The sequence below is a fragment of the bacterium genome, from assembly GCA_004299235.1.
Lineage (GTDB): Bacteria > Chloroflexota > Dormibacteria > Dormibacterales > Dormibacteraceae > SCQL01.
The window spans coordinates 74,171-91,691 of the sequence record SCQL01000031.1; the positions used below are offsets into that span (position 1 = coordinate 74,171).

The window sequence follows — 17,521 nt, forward strand, 5'->3', positions numbered from 1 at the left end:
GAGGACCTCAGCGGACCGTTGCCACGCCGGACTCGCCGTCCGGGGCGATGGTCATGAGCAGCGTTCGCTCGCATGAGCGGCATGCGACCTCGACCACGACCCGATCCAGCTCCGGCTCGCGCAGGTTCATCTCGCAGTCCGCCAGCGGAGCGGCACAGGCCGGGCAAGCCTTGGATCGCACCTCCTCCTGGACGATCCTGAGCAACAGGTCAAGGCCTGCCGATTCGGCCTCGGCGCCGGCCCCCGGCACCCGCTCCGGCCCCGGCTCCCCACCACTCATCTGCGCGTTGCCGCGTAGCGGCTGCGATACAGGATGTAAGGCCGGCCCAGGTACTGGAAGGGCAGGCTCCAGGCATGGACCAGGCGGCTGAAGGGCCACAGCGCGTAGAGCAGCCAGGCGGACGCGGCATGCAGCTGATAGACGAACGGGGCGGAGGCCATCAGCTGGGGCTGGGGTGAAAGCACGAACAGCCCGCGGAACCAGACTCCCACCGTGGCCCGGTAGTCGTAGCCCCCGCCGAGTGTGTTGTAGAAGAAGGTCTCGGCCATCCCGAGCCCGATCAGCAGAGCCAGCAGGACGTACACCGCGACATCGATGCCGGTGGTGGTGCGCCGGACACGCGGGAAGTAGGCGCGCCGCACGACAAGGATCACAAGACCGGCCACGCAGGCGATGCCGGCCAGCGATCCGGCGCCGGCTGAGATCACGTGATAGCGGGCCTCGGAGACGCCGATGAAGGCGGTGACCTGGGCAGGGATCAGGATGCCCAGGAAGTGGCCTCCGATCGCGGCCAGGGCGCCGTAATGAAACAGGTTGCTCCCCCAGGCGAGCCAGCGACTCTCCAGCAGCTGCGTGGACCGGCTGGTCCACCCGAACTGGTCGTGGCGGTAGCGCCAGACATGACCGGCGACGAACAGGACCATGGCGGCGTACGGGAGCACCACCCAGATGAAGAGCCCGGCGGCGCTCATCGCCGCGCCCCCATCGAGGGCATCACCTCGGGCGGGGCAAAGGGCTGGAGCCCGACCTCCTCGTTGGGCGGGCCCTCCTGGAGCAGCCGGCGCACGGACTCCAGCTCCGGGAGGGCCAGACCGGGAAGGCCGGCGCAAACGCCCTCGATCAGGTGCACGTACGGACTCTCCGATTCGCGCAGGTGGATGCGCAGCAGCTCGAGCCCGGTCCGGTGTTCGGCCAGGATCTGGGCCCCATGCCCGGCGGGCGCGAGCTCGGCGAACTCGAGCATCACCGGCAGGTAGTCCGGAAGCTCACGGCCGCCCAGGCGAAACCCGGCGGCCGCGTACAGGCGCTTGAGGCGGAGCAGCGCCATCCCCCGTTTCCGGGTGTCGCCCTCGGTGTAGAAGGTCAGGTACAGGCTGGAACGCTTTTGCAGGTCGAAGGTCGCCACGTATTGCTGACGCAGCTCATCAACCGGGGTCACGCTGAAGTGCGCGAAGAAGCGTTCCAGAGCCTTCTGTTCGGGACCTCGAGGCAGCTCTCGGATCGCTTGGGCAAGTTCAGCTCGGGCCCCGCAGATCTCCTCGTCCGGATACTGGAGCAGCAGCGACAGCAGCTTGTAGGGCGGCTGACGGCGGCCGCCTGTGGGCCTCATTGCCGGCCTCCCTCCGGCCCCACGACGGGAAGCCTCTTGGTCAGCATGAAGTTCTCGTTGAGGCTCTTGGCGGGCCGCGGCAGGGCTCCGCAGTTGCCGGGCCCGCCGTCGAAGTCCAGGCCGCAGGTGCCGGGCTGTTCGACCAGCCTCTGAGCAAGCTCCGTATGGGCCTGGGGAATGACGTAGCGATCCTCCGCCTTGGCGATCGCGAGCAACCGGTACATGTCCTCGAGGTCGGTCGTGGTCATGCCCACCGCCTGGGCCGCCGCCGCGTCCTCTTGATCGAGCACCTGCTTCTTGCGCATGAACGTGCGCATCGCCGCCAGCCTCTTCAGCACATACCGGATGCGGTCCGCGTCGCCGGCCGCGAGCAGGTTGGCCAGGTAGTCGACAGGGATCCGCATCATGTCGATGGCCGGGAACACGTCGTCCGGGTTGGCTTCGAAGCCGTCGCCCTCGAGCGCGTTCACGACCGGGGAGAGCGGCGGCACGTACCAGACCATGGGAAGGGTCCGATACTCGGGGTGAAGGGGAAGGGCCACCCCATAGCGGATCGCGAGCGCGTAAACCGGTGAGCGGCGAGCGTGTTCGATCCAATCGTCGGGGATGCCGTCTTTGCCGGCCTGCTCCCGAACCGCCGGGTCCTCCGGGTCGAGGAAGACGGACAGCTGCGCGTCCAGCAATTTCTTCTCGTCGGGCGTGGAAGCGGCCTCGAGCACCCGGTCGGCGTCGTAAAGGACCAGGCCCAGGTAGCGGATGCGGCCGACACAGGTCTCCGAGCAGATGGTGGGGAGCCCGGCCTCGATGCGCGGGTAGCAGAGCGTGCACTTCTCGGCCTTGCCTGTCTTGTGGTTGAAATAGACCTTCTTGTAGGGACAGCCCGACACGCAGAAGCGCCAGCCGCGGCACTTGTCCTGGTCGACCAGGACGATGCCGTCCTCGTTGCGCTTGTACATGGCCCCCGAAGGGCACGAAGCGACGCAGGAGGGATTCAGGCAGTGCTCGCAGATGCGGGGCAGGTAGAACATGAAGGCCTGCTCGTAGGCGAGCTTGACGTGCTCCTGGATGCCGCGGAGGTCGGGGTCCCCAGGCGCATTCTGGGGCGCTCCCGCCAGGTCGTCATCCCAGTTGGGGCCCCAGCGCACGCTCATCTGCTTTCCCGTCAATTGGCTGTGCGGCTTCGCCACCGGGTCCCGGTCTGAGAGCGGAGCCGTCGTCAGCATCTCGTAGTCGTAGGTCCAGGGTTCGTAGAAATCGTCCATCGTCGGCAGGTTCGGGTTCCAGAAGATGGTCAGCAGCTTGCGCAGCTGGCCCCCCGCCTTCAAGCGAAGCCGGCCGTGCTTGTCAAGCTCCCAGCCCCCGCGCCACTTGTCGTTGTCCTCCCAGCGCCTTGGGTAGCCGAGCCCGGGCTTGGTCTCGACGTTGTTGAACCAGACGTACTCGGTGCCGGGGCGGTTGGTCCAGACCTGCTTGCAGGTGACGCTGCAGGTGTGGCAGCCGATGCACTTGTCGAGGTTCATGACCATCGCCATCTGGGCCTTGATCCGCATCAGAACACCACCTCCGCCTGCCGCTTGCGGATCACGGTCACCTCATCCCTCTGCGACCCGGTGGGGCCGTAGTAGTTGAAGGCGAACGAAAGCTGCGCATAGCCGCCGATGAGGTGCGTCGGCTTCCAGACCACGCGGGTCAGGGAGTTGTCCGTCCCTCCCCGGTTGCCCCGAAGCTCGGTCAGGGGAACGTTCACATGGCGGTCCTTGGCGTGATACATCAGACAGACTCCCTTCGGGATGCGGTGGGTGACGACGGCGCGGCAGCTGACGACACCGTTGCGGTTGAAGGCCTCGATCCAGTCGTTGTCGCGGACCTCGAGCAACGCCGCGTCCTCCTGGCTCAGCCACATCACAGGCCCGCCGCGGAAGAGGGTGAGCATGTGCAGGTTGTCCTGGTACTCGGAGTGGATCGACCACTTGGAGTGGGGCGTCAGGTAGCGAAGCGTCACCTCCAGGCGGCCCGCGTCGCCGGTGCCCTGATCGCCGAAATGCCGCTGGTAGTTGAGGGGTGGCTTGAAGACGGGCAGGCTCTCGCCGTATTCCAGCATCCACTCGTGGTCGACGTAGAAGTGCTGGCGCCCGCTCAACGTGTGCCAGGGCTTGTTCTTCTCGACGTTCATCGTGAAGGGCGAGTAGCGCCGGCCGTGGGCCTCGATCCCGGACCACTCAGGGGAGGTGATGACGGTGCGCGGCTGGACCTGCGCGTCCTGGAAGGTGATTCGATCCCCTTCTCGAGGCGCGGCGAGGTCGGTGAGCACCAGGCCGGTCGTCTTCTCCAACGAACGGAAACCTTCGACGGCCAGCCTGCCGTTGGTGGTGCCGGAGAGGACGAGGATCGCGTCCGCCACCTGCTCGGCCCGATCGAACCGGGGACGTCCGTCGGCCACACCACCGCGGACGACGCCATTTTTGTGCGCCAGGTACTCGATCTCCTCGATGGGCTTCCAGCTCGCCCCCTTGACCTGGTTGCCCAGCGACTCCAGGAGCGGGCCCAGCGAGCGCATCTTGGCGGCGACCGCCCCGTAATCACGCTCGACGACGATCAGCTTGGGCATCGTCTTCCCGGGGACGGGATCGCACTCGCCCTTCTTCCAGTCGAGGACTCGCCCCAGCGGCTGAGCGATCTCATCGGGCGTGTCGTGAAGGAGCGGGGCAGCGATCAGGTCCTGGCGGACGCCAAGATGTTCGGCGGCCAGCCGCGAGAAGGCGTCGGCGATGTGGTTGAAGGCGTCCCAGTCGGTCTTGGTCTCCCAGGGCGGCGGGATCGCCTGGTTGAAGGCGTGCACGAAGGGGTGCATGTCGGTGGACGAAAGGTCGTACTTCTCGTACCAGGTCGCGGCCGGCAGGACCACGTCTGAGAACAGGCAGTTGGACGTCATCCGGAAGTCGATGGTCGTCATCAGGTCGAGCTTGCCGGCGGGCGCCTGCTCCCGCCAGACCACCTCCTCCGGCCGCAGCTCGGGCGCGGTCTCGTCGGCTCGGACGGCGGGATCGATGGTGCCGAGCAGGTGCTTCAGGAAGTACTCGTGACCCTTCCCCGAGGAGCCGAGCAGATTCGAGCGCCACACGGTGAGCACGCGCGGCCAGTTCTCGGGTGCGTCAGGGTCCTCGGTCGCCGAGCGCAGCCTCCCCGCCTGGAGCTCCCGGACGACGAAGTCCTTGGCCTCGACGCCGGCGCGCTGGGCCTCCTCCACGATCTTCAGCGGATTGCGGTCGAAGCTCGGAAATGACGGGGTCCAACCCAGCCTTCCGGCCAGCGAGTAACAGTCCGCGAACTGACGCCCGCGGAAGAGGCCGCGGCCGAGCGGCGAGGCTAGCTCATCGGCGTTGAAGGCCTCGTAGCGCCACTGGTCGGTGACCATGTAGAAGAACGGAGTCGATGCCTGCTGGCGCGGGGGCCTGGTCCAGTCCAGGGCGAAGGCCATCGTCTGCCAGCCGGTGAGCGGCCGCACCTTCTCCTGGCCGACGTAATGCGCCCAGCCGCCGCCATTCACCCCCTCGCAGCCGCAGAGCATGAGCAAGCTCAAGAAGGTGCGATAGATGAGGTCCGAGTGATACCAGTGGTTGGTCCCGGCGCCCATGCAGATCATGGAGCGGCCGCGCGTGAGCTCCGCGTTGCGCGCGAACTCCCGAGCGATTCGGGTTGCCAGCTGCGCCTCGACTGACGTGATCTCCGCCTGCCACGCCGGGGTGTAGGGCTCGGGGTCTTCGTAGCCCTTCGGCCAATCTCCGGGCAGCCCGTCTCGCGCCACGCCGTACTGGGCCAGCAGCAGGTCGAAAACCGTGGTCACCAGGTGAGCGCCGATCCGCAGCGCGGGCACACCCCGTCGCAGGCTGCTCCCGCCCTCGGTCACGCCGATGTCGAAGCGAGGCAGGTCGACCGCGACCGAGTCCTGCCGCCGGCCGTAGAGGCTCAGTGCGGGCTGGATCGCCTCGAGGTCGAGGTTCCACTTCCCCGCCTCGGTGCCATAACGATGCCCGACCGAGCCCTTGGGCACCGCGGGCGCTTCGGTCGCCTCGTCGAAGACGACGGTTTTCCAATCTCCGTTGTCCTCCGCAGCGGCGAGATCGGAGCCGCGCAGGAAGCGATCCGGCACGTACGCCCCTTCCCGCTCCCGCAGCGTGACCAGCATCGGCAGGTCGGTGAAGCGCCGGGCGTACTCCTGGAAGTAGGGGACCTCCCGGTCGACGTAGAACTCCTTGAGGATCACGTGGCCCATGGCCATCCCGAGCGCGGCGTCCGTGCCCGGTTGGGCGGGCAGCCAGTGATCGGCGAACTTGGTGTGGTCGGAGTAATCCGGCGACACCACCACCACCTTCTGGCCTCGGTAGCGCGCCTCGGTCATGAAGTGCGCGTCCGGCGTGCGAGTGATCGGCAGGTTGGTGCCCCAGATGATGAGATAGCCCGCGTTCCACCAGTCCGCCGACTCCGGTACGTCGGTCTGGTCGCCAAAGGCCTGGGGCGAGGCGGGCGGGAGGTCCGCGTACCAGTCGTAAAAACTCAGGATCACCCCGCCGATGAGAGAGAGGAATCGGGTGCCGGCGGCGTAGGACACCTGGGACATGGCGGGGATCGGCGAGAAGCCGAGCACCCGATCGGGACCGTACTTCTTGATCGTGTGCACGTGCGCGGCGGCGATCATGTCCGCCGCTTCCGACCAGCTCGCGCGAACGAATCCGCCCTTGCCTCGCTGCGACTTGTAGAGCCGAGCCTTCTCGGGATCCTCGACGATCTCGGCCCAGGCGGCAACGGGGTCTTCGTGCCGGGCCAGCGCCTCCCGGTACATGCCGAGCAGGCTGCCGCGGACGTAGGGGTATTTCACCCTGAGCGGGGAGTAGGTGTACCAGGAGAAGGACGCGCCGCGAGGGCAGCCCCGGGGTTCGTATTCGGGCATGTCGGGCCCGGTTGAGGGGTAGTCGACCGCCTGCGACTCCCAGGTGATGATGCCGTCTTTGACGTAGACGTTCCAGGAGCAGGAGCCGGTGCAGTTGACGCCATGTGTCGAGCGCACGACTTTGTCGTGCTGCCAGCGGTCTCGATAGAAGGACTCCCACTCCCGATCCTTGGCGACCAGCTGACTCCAGCCCTCGGCCGAAGCCGGTCCCTGGCGGAAGAACTGATGCGCCTTCAGGAGCGGGTTCTTCACATCAGGCATTGCTCTTCCTCCAGGTAAAAGTGACTCGAACCGAGACCTGTCTTTCCAGGTTAAAGCTCGCTTGGATGGGCCGCCAGCGCGGAGCGCATGGATCCACGCCCGAAAGTCGCCGGGACGTCGGGCGCCGAGCGTTCGCCGGTGTTCTCAGGGGCGGATGGCGGCTCGCTTGGGCGCGTAGTACCGCCGCCAGATCAGCCTGTGGACGGGCAGCCAGCGCGGGAGGTCACGAAGGATCGGGATGAATGGCACCAGCGCCAGCGCGATCGTCAGCGCCGTCATCAGGATGATGATTCCGAGGTCCGCGTTCGCGGCGTTGAGGCCGAGGAGGCCGCTCGTGCTGGTGAACGGCGCCACCTGGTACCACATCGTGTACAGCCACAGCCATGTCTGGCCGGGGTAGCGGCCGGTCTCGTTCATCATGCCCCACAGGCTGCCGGTCAGATTCGCCTGCTGCGCCAGGCCGGCCAGGTAGCCGCCATCGCCCATGAAGAGCAGCCCCTGCGTGTAGTCGGTCTGGTAGAAGCGGCCGTTGATCAGAAGCAGGCCGTCGAGGCCGCCCGCCTGCCCGACGCCGAGCAGGTCGGACATCATCAGCGGCAGCGGTCCGTAGTCGCCATCGGCGACGACCACCGTGCCGTCCGTGACGGCGGCCTTGGGGAGCGCCTTGGTATAGGCGTCAAGCCAGTTGCCCCGCTGGTCCGCGGTCGCAGCCCGCCATTGGCTCAAGGCGGTGCCCAGAGCGGTGTTGCTGAAGCTCGCACGTTGGAGTGGCTGGATCACGAAGCTGTCGGCCGGATCGATCGGGATGCGCGCGCCCAACCATTCTTGGGGTGCGATCGGCCCCCAGCTCTGGCCGGGACCCGCGGTGTTGTAAGGAGCGCCGTACCCGGCGCTCGTGGTCGAGCCGGCGAGCTCGTTGGCGGCGGTGGTAACGAAGTCCACCGCGTCGCCCTGCGCCCAGCTTGCGATGGTGACCGGGGGGACGTCCGGCGACGAGAGCGCAGCCGCGAGCACGAGCGCGATCACGCCGATGCCGGCCAGCGCCAGGACCAGCTCCTTGACCAGGTCGTAGGGGACCATCCGGACGCCTCGGTAGTACTCGTCCTGCGTCGTCGCCATGGCCTTCATGGCCGAGCCCCCCCTTCGGCGTCGATCGGTTTCACGACTCCGCGCATGCGCACCATGACGATGTGGACGGCGACCAGGGACGTGACTCCGATCGGGAGCAGCATCACGTGCAGGCCGTACATCTGGCCGAAGTTGAGGACGTTGAAGAAGGCGCCCGCCCCGGCGGCGTTCATCGCATCCTTGGCGTTGATAGCGATGAATTGCGAATCGAAGTTCTGCTGCGACAGATAACCCGTGAAGGCGGTGAGGATGCTGACGCCGAAGATGACGACGCCGATCATCCAGGTCGCGGCGCGTCCATGCCGCCAGCCGGCCATGAAGTACTGGCCCCAGAGGTGCAGGACCATGAAGATGAAGAAGAGCTGCACCGACCAGAAGTGGAGGCTGTTGAAGAACCGCCCAAGCGTTGAGTCATGCCACCACTGCGGTCCCATGAACGACAGCACGACGCCGCTGACGACGACCCATACGAGGGCGGCGATGGTGACCACGCCGAACACATAGACCCACGAGCCGACGTAGTAGGGCTGACGGTCGGGGAGCAGGTGTTCGGTGGGCAGGAGCCGGTCGACGGCCCGGCGGACCCTCAGCGTCCAGGTTGCGGCTGGTCGGGCCACCGCGGCCGGTGTGGCTGTCTCAGTCATCGCCGTCGCCCCCATGCGGAAAGGGAGCCACGAGCGCGATGGCGAAGAGCACGATCATGGTGCCGATCACGACCAGGTTCGGTATTGAGATGAGGATGAAGCCCCAATGCAGGTAGGTCGCCGGTGAGTCCATCGCCTCGGTCTCCTTCTCCAACAGTCCCGACGTCATTGGACCGCCCCCTCGGTCGGATCACTAGGGCCTGAGGTCCCCTTCCGGCAGGGGCTCCTGGCCGTGCACCGACGAACGCGCAGGTGATCGCCGCGGCTGGTCGCGGGCATCGGCTCGAGTCTGGTGTCCCCCAACCGCCGGCACGCGGGCCGAGAGTCCCGACCGAGCGGGCCTTCGGACCCTAAGCCAGCAGGGCCCAACGGCAGTCGTCTTGCGACCGGCCGACCAGTTGACTGCAATCAAGAGCCGTCAACAGCTCAGTTAAATCCCTCATCGAGGGCTGGTCAAGGAGGCAATGACGTGAACGCGGCAATTCGGTGGCGGATCGTGATCCTTCAATCGATCCTGGTCGTCGTCTTGGCGGCCGCCTCGGGCTGGCTTTTCTACGAGGGCAGCTTCGTGACCGGCATGGTGCACGACGAGCTCGTCGCGCAGAAGATCGACTTCCCGCGGGCGGGCAGCCCGGCGCTCAGCCCGAGCGAGTTCCCCGACCTGCAGCGGTACGCGGGGCAGCAGGTGGACAACGGCGACAAGGCCAGGCTTACGCGAACGGATTCATCGGAAGGCACCTGCAAGGCGTGGCGGGCGGCCAGACCTATGCGCAGGTCAGCACACAGGCCAGCGCCGACCCGACGAACGCCAAGCTGCAGGGGCAGGTGGCGACCCTCTTCAAGGGCGAAACGCTCCGCTCGATGCTGCTGAATGCTTACGGATGGTGGACGATCGGCGTCTACACGACGTATGCCGGCATCGGACTCTTGATCGCGGCGCTGGCGGTTCTCGGCGCCCTCGTCTTCGAGCTTTTCATCGCCGGGCGCAAGCCCGAGTCAGTCAGGGCCGCGCATAAGATCGCGGCGTGACAGCTCTTCCGCACGGCATGGCTCGGGCGGGCTCAGCCCGCCGGAGCCGCCGCTTGCATACGGCGCCTCCGCTGCGCAAATTGCCTTGCCGGACCGCCCGCGGCAACCAATTTTCTCGCCTCCGCCCAGGGCGTAAATCACCCTGTTCACCGCGCGCGGCCGGCGTCGCACATGCGATTCGTAGTTAGATAAGACCCGACGTGGCGCTGTCTTCACCAACCGCTGACCAGGCTCGCGTGGACCGTTTGGCGGTCCGCAACCCGTACAGCGTCCTGCCCAACTGGCTCTATCCCGCCTTCGTCGTGGTCGCGCTCAGCCTGTTCGGCATCTTCGCCATCTGGGTCGTTTTCCTCCAGACGAACGGCTACTACGCGCCATACCTCAGCCCGTTCTACTCCCCCCTGATCAAGGTCGGTCCCATCCCGCCGGGCATCTGGGTGGCGTGGGCGCCGCTGGCCTTCCGGCTCACCTGCTACTACTACCGCAAGGCCTACTTCCGATCATTCTTCGGACATCCCCGCTCGTGCGCGGTGCCCGAGCCGAACGGCCGGCGCTATCGCGGTGAGACCGCGTTTCCATGGGTCTTCAACAACCTGCATCGCTTCGCCTTCTACGCGACGGTCGTGCAGGTCGCGTTCCTGTGGTTCGACGCCATCTTCGCCTTCGACTTCGGCGGACGCTTTGGGATCGGCTTCGGCAGCCTGCTGATGCTAGCCAACGTCCTCCTGCTGTCCGCATACACCTTCGGCTGCCATGCATTCCGCCATCTGGCCGGTGGCGAGCTCGATTGCTTCTCCTGCACAGCGGCGGCTCGCGCCCGCCACCGGCTGTGGCGGGGGGTGTCCGTGCTCAACATCAAGCACGATCGCTGGGCCTGGGCGAGCCTTTTCTCAGTCGCCGCGACCGACATCTACATCCGGCTCCTGCTGTCGGGAGTGCTGCACGACCCGAGGTGGATCGCCTGAGCTCGAGCAACTACGAGACAGTCGAGACCGACGTCCTCGTCTTGGGCGCGGGCGGCGCCGGCCTGCGAGGCGCAATCGCCGCCGCGGAGGCGGGCGCGCGCGTGCTGGTCGTGTGCAAGTCGCTGCTCGGCAAAGCGCACACGGTCATGGCCGAAGGCGGCGTCGCCGCGGCCCTGCACAACGTGGCCTACCAGGACACCTGGGAAGTTCACTTCGCGGACACGATGAAGGGCGGCAAGCTCATCAACGACTGGCGGATGGCCGAACTCCACGCCAAAGAGTCACCGGAGAGGGTGATCGAGCTCGAGCGCTGGGGCGCCCTTTTCGATCGTACCTGGCAGGGCCGCATACACCAGCGACCGTTTGGCGCCCATACCTATCCACGCCTCGCCCACATCGGCGACCGAACCGGGCTGGAGCTGATCCGCACCCTCCAGGACCGCGCGGTGCACACCAGCGGAGTGGACGTCCACATGGAGACAAACGTGTTCAAGCTCCTGACGTCCGACGGGCGCGTGACCGGGGCGCTCGCTTACAGGCGAGCAGACGGCTCGCTGATTCAGTACCGCTGCGCGGCGCTCCTTTTGGCAAGCGGCGGCGCGGGCAAGATGTACCGCGTCACGTCCAACTCGTGGGAGAGCACGGGTGATGGTACCGCCCTCGCTTACGAAGCGGGCGCGCAGCTGCGCGACATGGAGATGGTCCAGTTCCATCCGACCGGGATGGTCTGGCCGGCCGGGGTGCGAGGCATCCTCGTCACCGAGGGCGTGCGCGGCGAAGGCGGCGTGCTGCGCAACAAGGACGGGGAACGTTTCATGGAGCGCTACGACCACGAGCGCATGGAGCTGTCGTCCAGGGACATCGTCGCGCGCGCGATCAACTCAGAGGTCGGGGCCGGCCGGGGGACTCCCCACGGTGGCGCGTACCTCGACATCACGCACAAGAAGCCCGAGTTCATCAAGAGCAAGCTCCCCTCGATGTATGAGCAGTTCCTCAAGCTGGCCAAGGTCGACATCACCAAGCAACCCATGGAGGTGGCGCCGACGATCCACTACGCGATGGGCGGCGTGCGGGTGAATCCCGAGACCGGCGCCACCACGGTCGCCGGGTTGTTTGCCGCCGGCGAGGTCGCGTCAGGGCTGCATGGAGCCAACCGCCTGGGCGGGAACTCCCTCAGCGACCTCCTGGTCTTCGGCAAGCGGGCCGGCGACGCGGCCGCCGCCGCCGCCAAGGCGAATCCGAAGACGGCGAAAGCGAAGATCGACCCGGCGCAGGTGGAGAGCGCGATCGCCGCCCTCATGGCGCCCTTCGACCGCCCCGCCGGAGAGAGCCCGTTCAAGCTGCAGGCGGAGATCCAGGACGTGATGACGCAACACGCACCGATCGTCAGGGATGCGCCGGGCCTCCAAGCCGGCCTGGAGAAGATCGAGGAACTCGGTGCGCGTGCCCAGAGCTGCGGGACGGGAGGTTCGACGACGCGGGCATTCAACCCCGGCTGGCACACCGCGCATGACCTGGTGTCGATGCTGCTCAACGCCGAGGCTTTGCTGCGGTCCGCCCTGGAAAGGAAGGAGAGCCGCGGCGCCCATGCCCGCTCCGACTTTCCGAAGACGGACGAGAAGCTCGCCGCCGTGAACTTCGTGGTCGAGAAGACAGCTCACGGCATGCACGTCCAGGCCGAGCCGAAACCACCCCTGCCGGCTTATCTCGCCGACGCCGTGCAGCGCTCTTACGCCACCTATACGCCCGAGGAGACCGAGTAGATGGAGCTCACGAACCTGGACCTCAAGATCTGGCGCGGCGACGCCGCCGGTGGCGAGCTGGTCTCCTATCGCGTCCCGGTACGGGAGGGCATGGTCGTCCTCGACGCGGTGCTGTGGGTGCAGGCCAACATGGCCGCGGACCTGGCCGTGCGCTGGAACTGCAAAGCCGCCAAGTGCGGTTCCTGCTCGGCCGAGATCAACGGCTTCCCACGTCTCATGTGCAAGACGCCGATCGCGGAGTACGGCGACCAGGTGACGGTCCGGCCGATGCAGGCCTTCCCGTTGGTCAAGGACCTGGTCACCGACGTGAGCTGGAACTACGAGGTCAACAAGCAGATCCCTCCGTTCACTCCATCCGAGAAGGACGCCTCCGGGAGCGAGCCGTGGCGCATGCAGCAGAAGGACGTGGAACGCTCGCTGGAGTTTCGCAAATGCATCGAGTGCTTCCTGTGCCAGGACGTATGCCACGTGCTGCGCAGCCACGACCTGAAGGGCGTCTACTACGGCCCGCGCTTCATGGTCCGGATCGCAAGCCTGGAGATGCACCCGAAGGACGTGCTCGACCGCCGGCCGCTGCTCAAGGGCAAGGCCGGCGTCGGCTACTGCAACATCACGAAGTGCTGCCAGGAGGTCTGCCCCGAGCACATCAAGATCACCGACAACGCGATCATCCCGCTCAAGGAGCGCATGGACGACGTCTACTTCGATCCGGTGCGTTCGGTGATCCAGCGCTTTTCGGGCGCGAACCGCAAGGCTGGCGAGTAAACCGAGCCTTGTGTGGGCCCTTCGGCCCAGCGACGCCGGGACCTCCGGCACCTGACGTCCGATCCCGACGCCTGGATACTCAGGTCATGTTCGTTGAGCACTCCGTCCACGTCGGCCGTCCGGTGGAAGTGTGCAGCGCCGTCCTGGCCGGCGGGCCCCGCAGATGGTTCCCGCGCCTTGACGATCAGAACCGGTCCCCAGTCGGGCCGTGGATCGCCGGCTTGCCCCTTCGCAAGACGGTCGCGGTCGACCTGGGTGGCCCCGTGACCGCCGGTGATCGGATGGTCATCCCACTCAGCTGGAGTGCAACCTTTCCGTGGAGGCTCTTTCCTTCACTCGTGGGCAGGATCGAGCTGGCGCCGCTGGATCGGCACGTGACGAGGTTGACGGTCAGCGGCGTCTATGAACCGCCCCTCGGCCGTTTCGGCGAGCACCTGGACGAGGTGCTCATGCACAACGTCGCGGAAGGCACGGTCCAAGAGCTGGCCGAGTCGATCGCCAAGCGCCTCGAAACGCCGCTGTGCCGCCTGGCTTCGCCATCGGAGGGCCTCGCTCCGCCTGGCTAAGAGCCTGGCGTCATCGTATGCCGAGCCAGGTAGGCCGCCGCCTCCGCCCGGCGCGCCACCTCCAGCTTGGACAGAATGGTCGAGACGTAGTTCTTGACGGTCTTTTCGGCGAGCTTCAGATCCTTGCCGATCTGCCCATTGGTCCTACCCTTCGCGATCAGGGTGAGGATGCGCTCTTCCTGCGCCGACAGGCGCGCCAGCTTCTCATCGCGCATGGTCTTGCCCCTGCGGAGCCGCTCCAGCACCGTTCGCGTGACTTCCGGGTCCAGAAGGCTCTTACCCTCCCCCACCTGGCGGATGGCCCGGATGAGCTCGCCGCCCCTGATTTGCTTGAGCACGTAACCCGCGGCGCCCGCCATGATCGAGGCGAACAGCGCCTCGTCGTCCGCGAACGATGTCAGCATCAGGACCTGGGTGTTCTCGAGGCGAGCGCGGATCTCGCGCGTGGCCTCGATCCCGCTGCCGTCGGCCAGCCGGACGTCCATCACGATCACGTCAGGCTTCGTCCTTTCCGCCTGCTCGATCGCCTCACGCACCGAGGCGGCCTCGGCGACGACGGCAAGGTCGTCATGGGCGGCGATGAGCGCCTTGACGCCATCTCGGACGACCTCGTGATCGTCCACCAGCAGGAGGCGAATGCGATTCGACGCCATCGCCCTATGCTCGCAACCGGGGGCGCCGTACCGCACGGTCTTTGGTCCCGCGAGAAGGAGTCCGTTCGGCTCCCCGGTTCGCAGCCGGGAACGTCACGCGCAACCGGGTGCCCTTTCCCACTTCGCTGGTGATCCGCATGGTCCCCCCCAGCCCTGCGGCGCGTCCATGCATGTTGGCCATGCCGTTGCCCCGGGACTCGGCGCCGGTGTCAAAGCCGACGCCGTCGTCTTCGATTGTAAGAACGGCATTGGACCCGTGCCGCGCCAGGCGGATGGTGGTGCGCTTGGCCTGGGCGTGCCGGGCGACATTGGACAGCGCCTCGCGCGTCAGCTGGACGATCTCATGGGAACTCGCCGAGAGACTCGCCGCGAGCCCGGCGTCCACTTCGACCTCGACCTGACCTTGCGAGCGGGCCTGGGCCTCTTCTCCCAACGCGCGCAGCGCCTGGTCGAGTTGACGGTCGGCGAGGATTCCCGGCCGCAGCCCAAAGATGTAGTTGCGCAGGTCGCTGATCGAGCGGTCGAGCTCCCCCACCGCGCCCTCGATGCGCGCGGTCACCTCTGGCGAGCCGGTGAGCTGCCCTGTCCCCTGAAGACCCATGCCGACCGCGAACAGCGACTGGATGATCCCGTCGTGCAGCTCTCTGGCGATGCGTTCCCGTTCTTCCATCAGCCCCAGCCGCCTCAAGTCCGCCTGCGCCCGCGCGTATTCGATGGCCACGGAAACCTGGTCGGCGAACGTCTCTACGAGACGGACCGTCCGGTCGTCAAAGCCGCGCCCGCCTTTCAGGTTGGCGACCAGCAACGTGCCGGTGGCGCCTCCGCGCACTCGAAGGGGGACGAAAAGGGCGGGCCCATGGCGTCCGAGTCGGACGGTCGGCTGATACGCGCGGGGGTCGGCGCTGACGTCATCGAAAGCCAGCGATTTGCCGGTGCGCATAACCTCACCCGAGATCGACCGCGCAGCCGGCAGCCGTTGTCCCTTCAACTCGCTCGAATACGCTCCGACCGCGGCGGCAACGATCAGCTGGCCGGGGCTGTGGCTCACGCTCACGATGGTGGCGGCGTCGGCCTCGGCGAGATCGCGAGCGTGCTCCGCGATGTCCTCCAGCAGCGAGTCGGCTCCAGCCCCGGCCAAGATCTCGTTGGTGATGTCACGCAGAGCGCGGAGCCATCGCTCTCGAGTGCGTGCCTCTTCATAGAGCAACGCATTGGCGATGGCGACGCCCGCCTGTGTGGCGAGCACAATCAGGGACTCCTGGTCCTCGGCGCTGAACTCGTGGGCGCCGCGCTTCTCGGCCAGGTAGATGTTGCCGAACACCCGGCCCATCGCCTGGACGGGCGCGCCGAGGAACGAGTGCATCGGCGGGTGATTCGGCGGGAACCCAACCGATCGTGGATGGTCCCCGATGTTCCGGATGCGGACCGGATGCGGTTCATGGATGAGCAACCCGAGCACGCCCCGGCCACGGGGCAGGGCGCCGATCAGCCGCCTCTCCTCATCCGAGAGCCCGGTGGTGATGAACTCCCTCAGCGTGCCCCCCTCTCCAAGCACACCCAGAGCCCCATAGCGGGCGTCCGTGACCTGGGCGGCGATGTCGACGATCCTCTGGAGCACGATCGGCAGCGACAGCTCAGAAGCCAGCGTGAGCCCGGCTTCGAGCAGCATGTCTTTGCGGTCGCGACCGGCCATGGCAGTGGGAATCTACCCCAGTGAATGAGCGTGGCGCTTGGACGGTTAGGCTTAGACCAAGCACGAGCGATCGGAGACCCGATCGTCGTCGATCCGGCGAGCGGGAAAAAGGAGTGACGTGGACGAGGCAATCGACTTCGAGCTATCCGACCAAGACGGCAAGAGTTGGCACCTCGCCGATCACCTTGCCCGTGGACCCGTCCTGCTCGTCTTCTACCGCGGTGATTGGTGACCCTACTGCAACGGGCAGTTGGCCTCGTACGCAAGAACCTGGGACCGCTTCGTCAATGAGGGCGTGAGCCTCGCCGGCATCTCGGTCGATCCGGTCGAGAACAACCGCGCGATGGTCGACAAGCTGCTGTTGCCGTTTCCGCTGCTCAGTGATCCCGAGGGTCGCGTGATCAAGGCATGGGGCGTGTGGACCGATGGCGAGGGCGGCATCGCCAGGCCGTCGATCTTTGCAGTCCGAAGTGACGGCCGCGTGGCGTGGAGATACGTCGGCAACGATTACGCCGACCGGCCGGCTGACGACGAGTTGCTCGATTCCGTTCGCGGAGGTGACTGACATGGCGCGCGGAGACCGACCTCTGCCGTTGGAGCAGTTGGAGCCGTATATGAGAGGGGCCAAGTTCGCGGTCCTCGCATTGAGCCGGCGCCATAAGGAACACGACCCGGACATCGTCGATGACGCCGCACGCTACTTTGAGATGGCCGAGCGCTACCGCCAGGCGGCAATCGCGACTTTCCGGGCCCGGCGCGAGCGAGGCGGAACCGGCTGAGACCCCGGATCAGCGATAGAGAAGCTCTCCCCACTGCTCGCCGTCGAGGTTGAGGTCGAGGTGCTTCAAGGGACCCAGCCCGCGCACCGTGAGGCCGAAGCGCGACGGCAACCGGGCCGCCGCCCTGCGATCGATCAGGAACCGGGCGCCGCCTTCCAGGGTGCCGGTCACGAACTCCCTGGGATCATCCTTTGGCGACAGCCCGCGGACGCTCACCTGGCAGATCTTGCCGCCTCCGCAGCACCGATGGACGTCATATGCGATGACCCGCGGCTCGGCTGAGGGGTGCGATTTCAGCCATTCACGCGCGCTGGCGTCGGCCTCGAGCTGAAAGCCCCTGATCGCAGCCATGACGTCATTATCCCGCGACCGGCTCGATTGTGACGCCGTGCCAGAACGCAACTCGGTCCTTGATCCGATCGGCGGCCGCGCTGGGTTTGGGGTAGTACCACGCAGCGTCTCGATTGACCCTGTCGCCCACGACGACGTCGTGATAGCTAGCGACACCCTTCCAGTGGCAGGTCGTGTGGGTCGTGCTCGGTCGAAGATTCTCAGCGCGCACGTCAGCGCGCGGGAAGTAGTGATTGCCCTCGACGACAACCGTATCGGCGCTCTCGGCCAGGACCGCGCCATTCCAGGTGGCGCGATAAAGCCTCGCCGCCGGCGGCTGGGACCTTGGAGAGATGAGCCGGCTCAGGAATGCCATGAGGCCAGCCT

The 17,521-nt window shown here is 66.7% G+C and carries 18 protein-coding genes; 7 read left to right on the forward strand and 11 right to left on the reverse strand.

Annotated features, from left to right (window positions below; genetic code table 11):
• Positions 1-7: 7 nt before the first annotated feature.
• From EPN29_10775 to EPN29_10805, 7 genes are all read right to left on the reverse strand, one after another.
• Positions 8-280, reverse strand: a complete 273-nt coding sequence (locus tag EPN29_10775; protein ID TAN31698.1) for a hypothetical protein — start codon at positions 278-280, stop codon at positions 8-10.
• Complete coding sequence (narI, locus tag EPN29_10780; GenBank protein ID TAN31699.1) at positions 277-972, reverse strand: respiratory nitrate reductase subunit gamma; 696 nt, start codon at positions 970-972, stop codon at positions 277-279. The genes EPN29_10775 and narI overlap by 4 nt, the downstream gene beginning before the upstream one ends.
• Positions 969-1,610 carry a nitrate reductase molybdenum cofactor assembly chaperone gene (narJ, locus tag EPN29_10785; protein TAN31700.1) on the reverse strand — a complete coding sequence of 214 codons (642 nt, stop codon included), beginning with the start codon at positions 1,608-1,610 and terminating at the stop codon, positions 969-971. The genes narI and narJ overlap by 4 nt, the downstream gene beginning before the upstream one ends.
• On the reverse strand, positions 1,607-3,160 hold the full coding sequence (narH, locus tag EPN29_10790) for a nitrate reductase subunit beta (GenBank protein TAN31701.1): 1,554 nt from the start codon (positions 3,158-3,160) through the stop codon (positions 1,607-1,609). The genes narJ and narH overlap by 4 nt, the downstream gene beginning before the upstream one ends.
• A complete protein-coding gene (locus EPN29_10795; protein TAN31702.1) occupies positions 3,160-6,819 on the reverse strand; it encodes a nitrate reductase subunit alpha in 3,660 nt (1,219 codons plus the stop codon). The genes narH and EPN29_10795 overlap by 1 nt, the downstream gene beginning before the upstream one ends.
• Positions 6,820-6,963: 144 nt before the next feature.
• Positions 6,964-7,899, reverse strand: a complete 936-nt coding sequence (locus EPN29_10800; protein ID TAN31990.1) for a hypothetical protein — start codon at positions 7,897-7,899, stop codon at positions 6,964-6,966.
• Between the two features lie 44 nt (positions 7,900-7,943).
• Positions 7,944-8,591 (reverse strand): cytochrome B6, encoded by a 648-nt coding sequence (locus tag EPN29_10805; protein ID TAN31703.1) that lies wholly within the window; start codon positions 8,589-8,591, stop codon positions 7,944-7,946.
• A gap of 747 nt (positions 8,592-9,338) precedes the next feature.
• On the opposite strand from EPN29_10805, the gene EPN29_10810 reads away from it, so the two are divergent.
• From EPN29_10810 to EPN29_10830, 5 genes are all read left to right on the forward strand, one after another.
• A complete protein-coding gene (locus tag EPN29_10810; protein TAN31704.1) occupies positions 9,339-9,620 on the forward strand; it encodes a hypothetical protein in 282 nt (93 codons plus the stop codon).
• A gap of 245 nt (positions 9,621-9,865) precedes the next feature.
• Positions 9,866-10,585, forward strand: a complete 720-nt coding sequence (locus tag EPN29_10815) for a succinate dehydrogenase (protein TAN31991.1) — start codon at positions 9,866-9,868, stop codon at positions 10,583-10,585.
• Positions 10,582-12,348, forward strand: a complete 1,767-nt coding sequence (locus tag EPN29_10820) for an FAD-binding protein (protein TAN31992.1) — start codon at positions 10,582-10,584, stop codon at positions 12,346-12,348. The genes EPN29_10815 and EPN29_10820 overlap by 4 nt, the downstream gene beginning before the upstream one ends.
• Positions 12,349-13,113: a succinate dehydrogenase/fumarate reductase iron-sulfur subunit gene (locus EPN29_10825; GenBank protein ID TAN31705.1), complete on the forward strand. Its 765-nt coding sequence runs from the start codon at positions 12,349-12,351 to the stop codon at positions 13,111-13,113.
• 86 nt (positions 13,114-13,199) lie between these two features.
• Positions 13,200-13,679 carry a hypothetical protein gene (locus EPN29_10830; protein ID TAN31706.1) on the forward strand — a complete coding sequence of 160 codons (480 nt, stop codon included), beginning with the start codon at positions 13,200-13,202 and terminating at the stop codon, positions 13,677-13,679.
• Here the strand turns inward: EPN29_10830 and EPN29_10835 are convergent.
• Together EPN29_10835 and EPN29_10840 are read right to left on the reverse strand one after the other, a co-directional pair.
• Entirely contained in the window at positions 13,676-14,332 is a 657-nt protein-coding gene (locus EPN29_10835; GenBank protein TAN31707.1) for a response regulator transcription factor, read from the reverse strand. The genes EPN29_10830 and EPN29_10835 overlap by 4 nt on opposite strands.
• A 4-nt stretch (positions 14,333-14,336) precedes the next feature.
• The gene (locus EPN29_10840) at positions 14,337-16,025 is read right to left on the reverse strand and encodes a GAF domain-containing protein (protein TAN31708.1); all 1,689 of its coding nucleotides are present in this window, start codon (positions 16,023-16,025) and stop codon (positions 14,337-14,339) included.
• A 91-nt stretch (positions 16,026-16,116) separates the two neighbouring features.
• Here EPN29_10840 and EPN29_10845 point away from each other — a divergent pair, with 91 nt between their 5' ends.
• A complete protein-coding gene (locus EPN29_10845) occupies positions 16,117-16,257 on the forward strand; it encodes a redoxin domain-containing protein (GenBank protein TAN31993.1) in 141 nt (46 codons plus the stop codon).
• A gap of 18 nt (positions 16,258-16,275) precedes the next feature.
• Entirely contained in the window at positions 16,276-16,590 is a 315-nt protein-coding gene (locus EPN29_10850) for a redoxin domain-containing protein (protein TAN31709.1), read from the forward strand.
• 223 nt (positions 16,591-16,813) lie between these two features.
• On the opposite strand, the gene EPN29_10855 is transcribed toward EPN29_10850, so the two are convergent.
• Positions 16,814-17,155, reverse strand: coding sequence for a hypothetical protein (locus EPN29_10855; protein TAN31710.1), 342 nt, complete (start codon positions 17,153-17,155; stop codon positions 16,814-16,816).
• Positions 17,156-17,162: 7 nt separating this feature from the next.
• Positions 17,163-17,510 carry a DUF427 domain-containing protein gene (locus tag EPN29_10860; GenBank protein ID TAN31711.1) on the reverse strand — a complete coding sequence of 116 codons (348 nt, stop codon included), beginning with the start codon at positions 17,508-17,510 and terminating at the stop codon, positions 17,163-17,165.
• Positions 17,511-17,521: the final 11 nt, after the last annotated feature.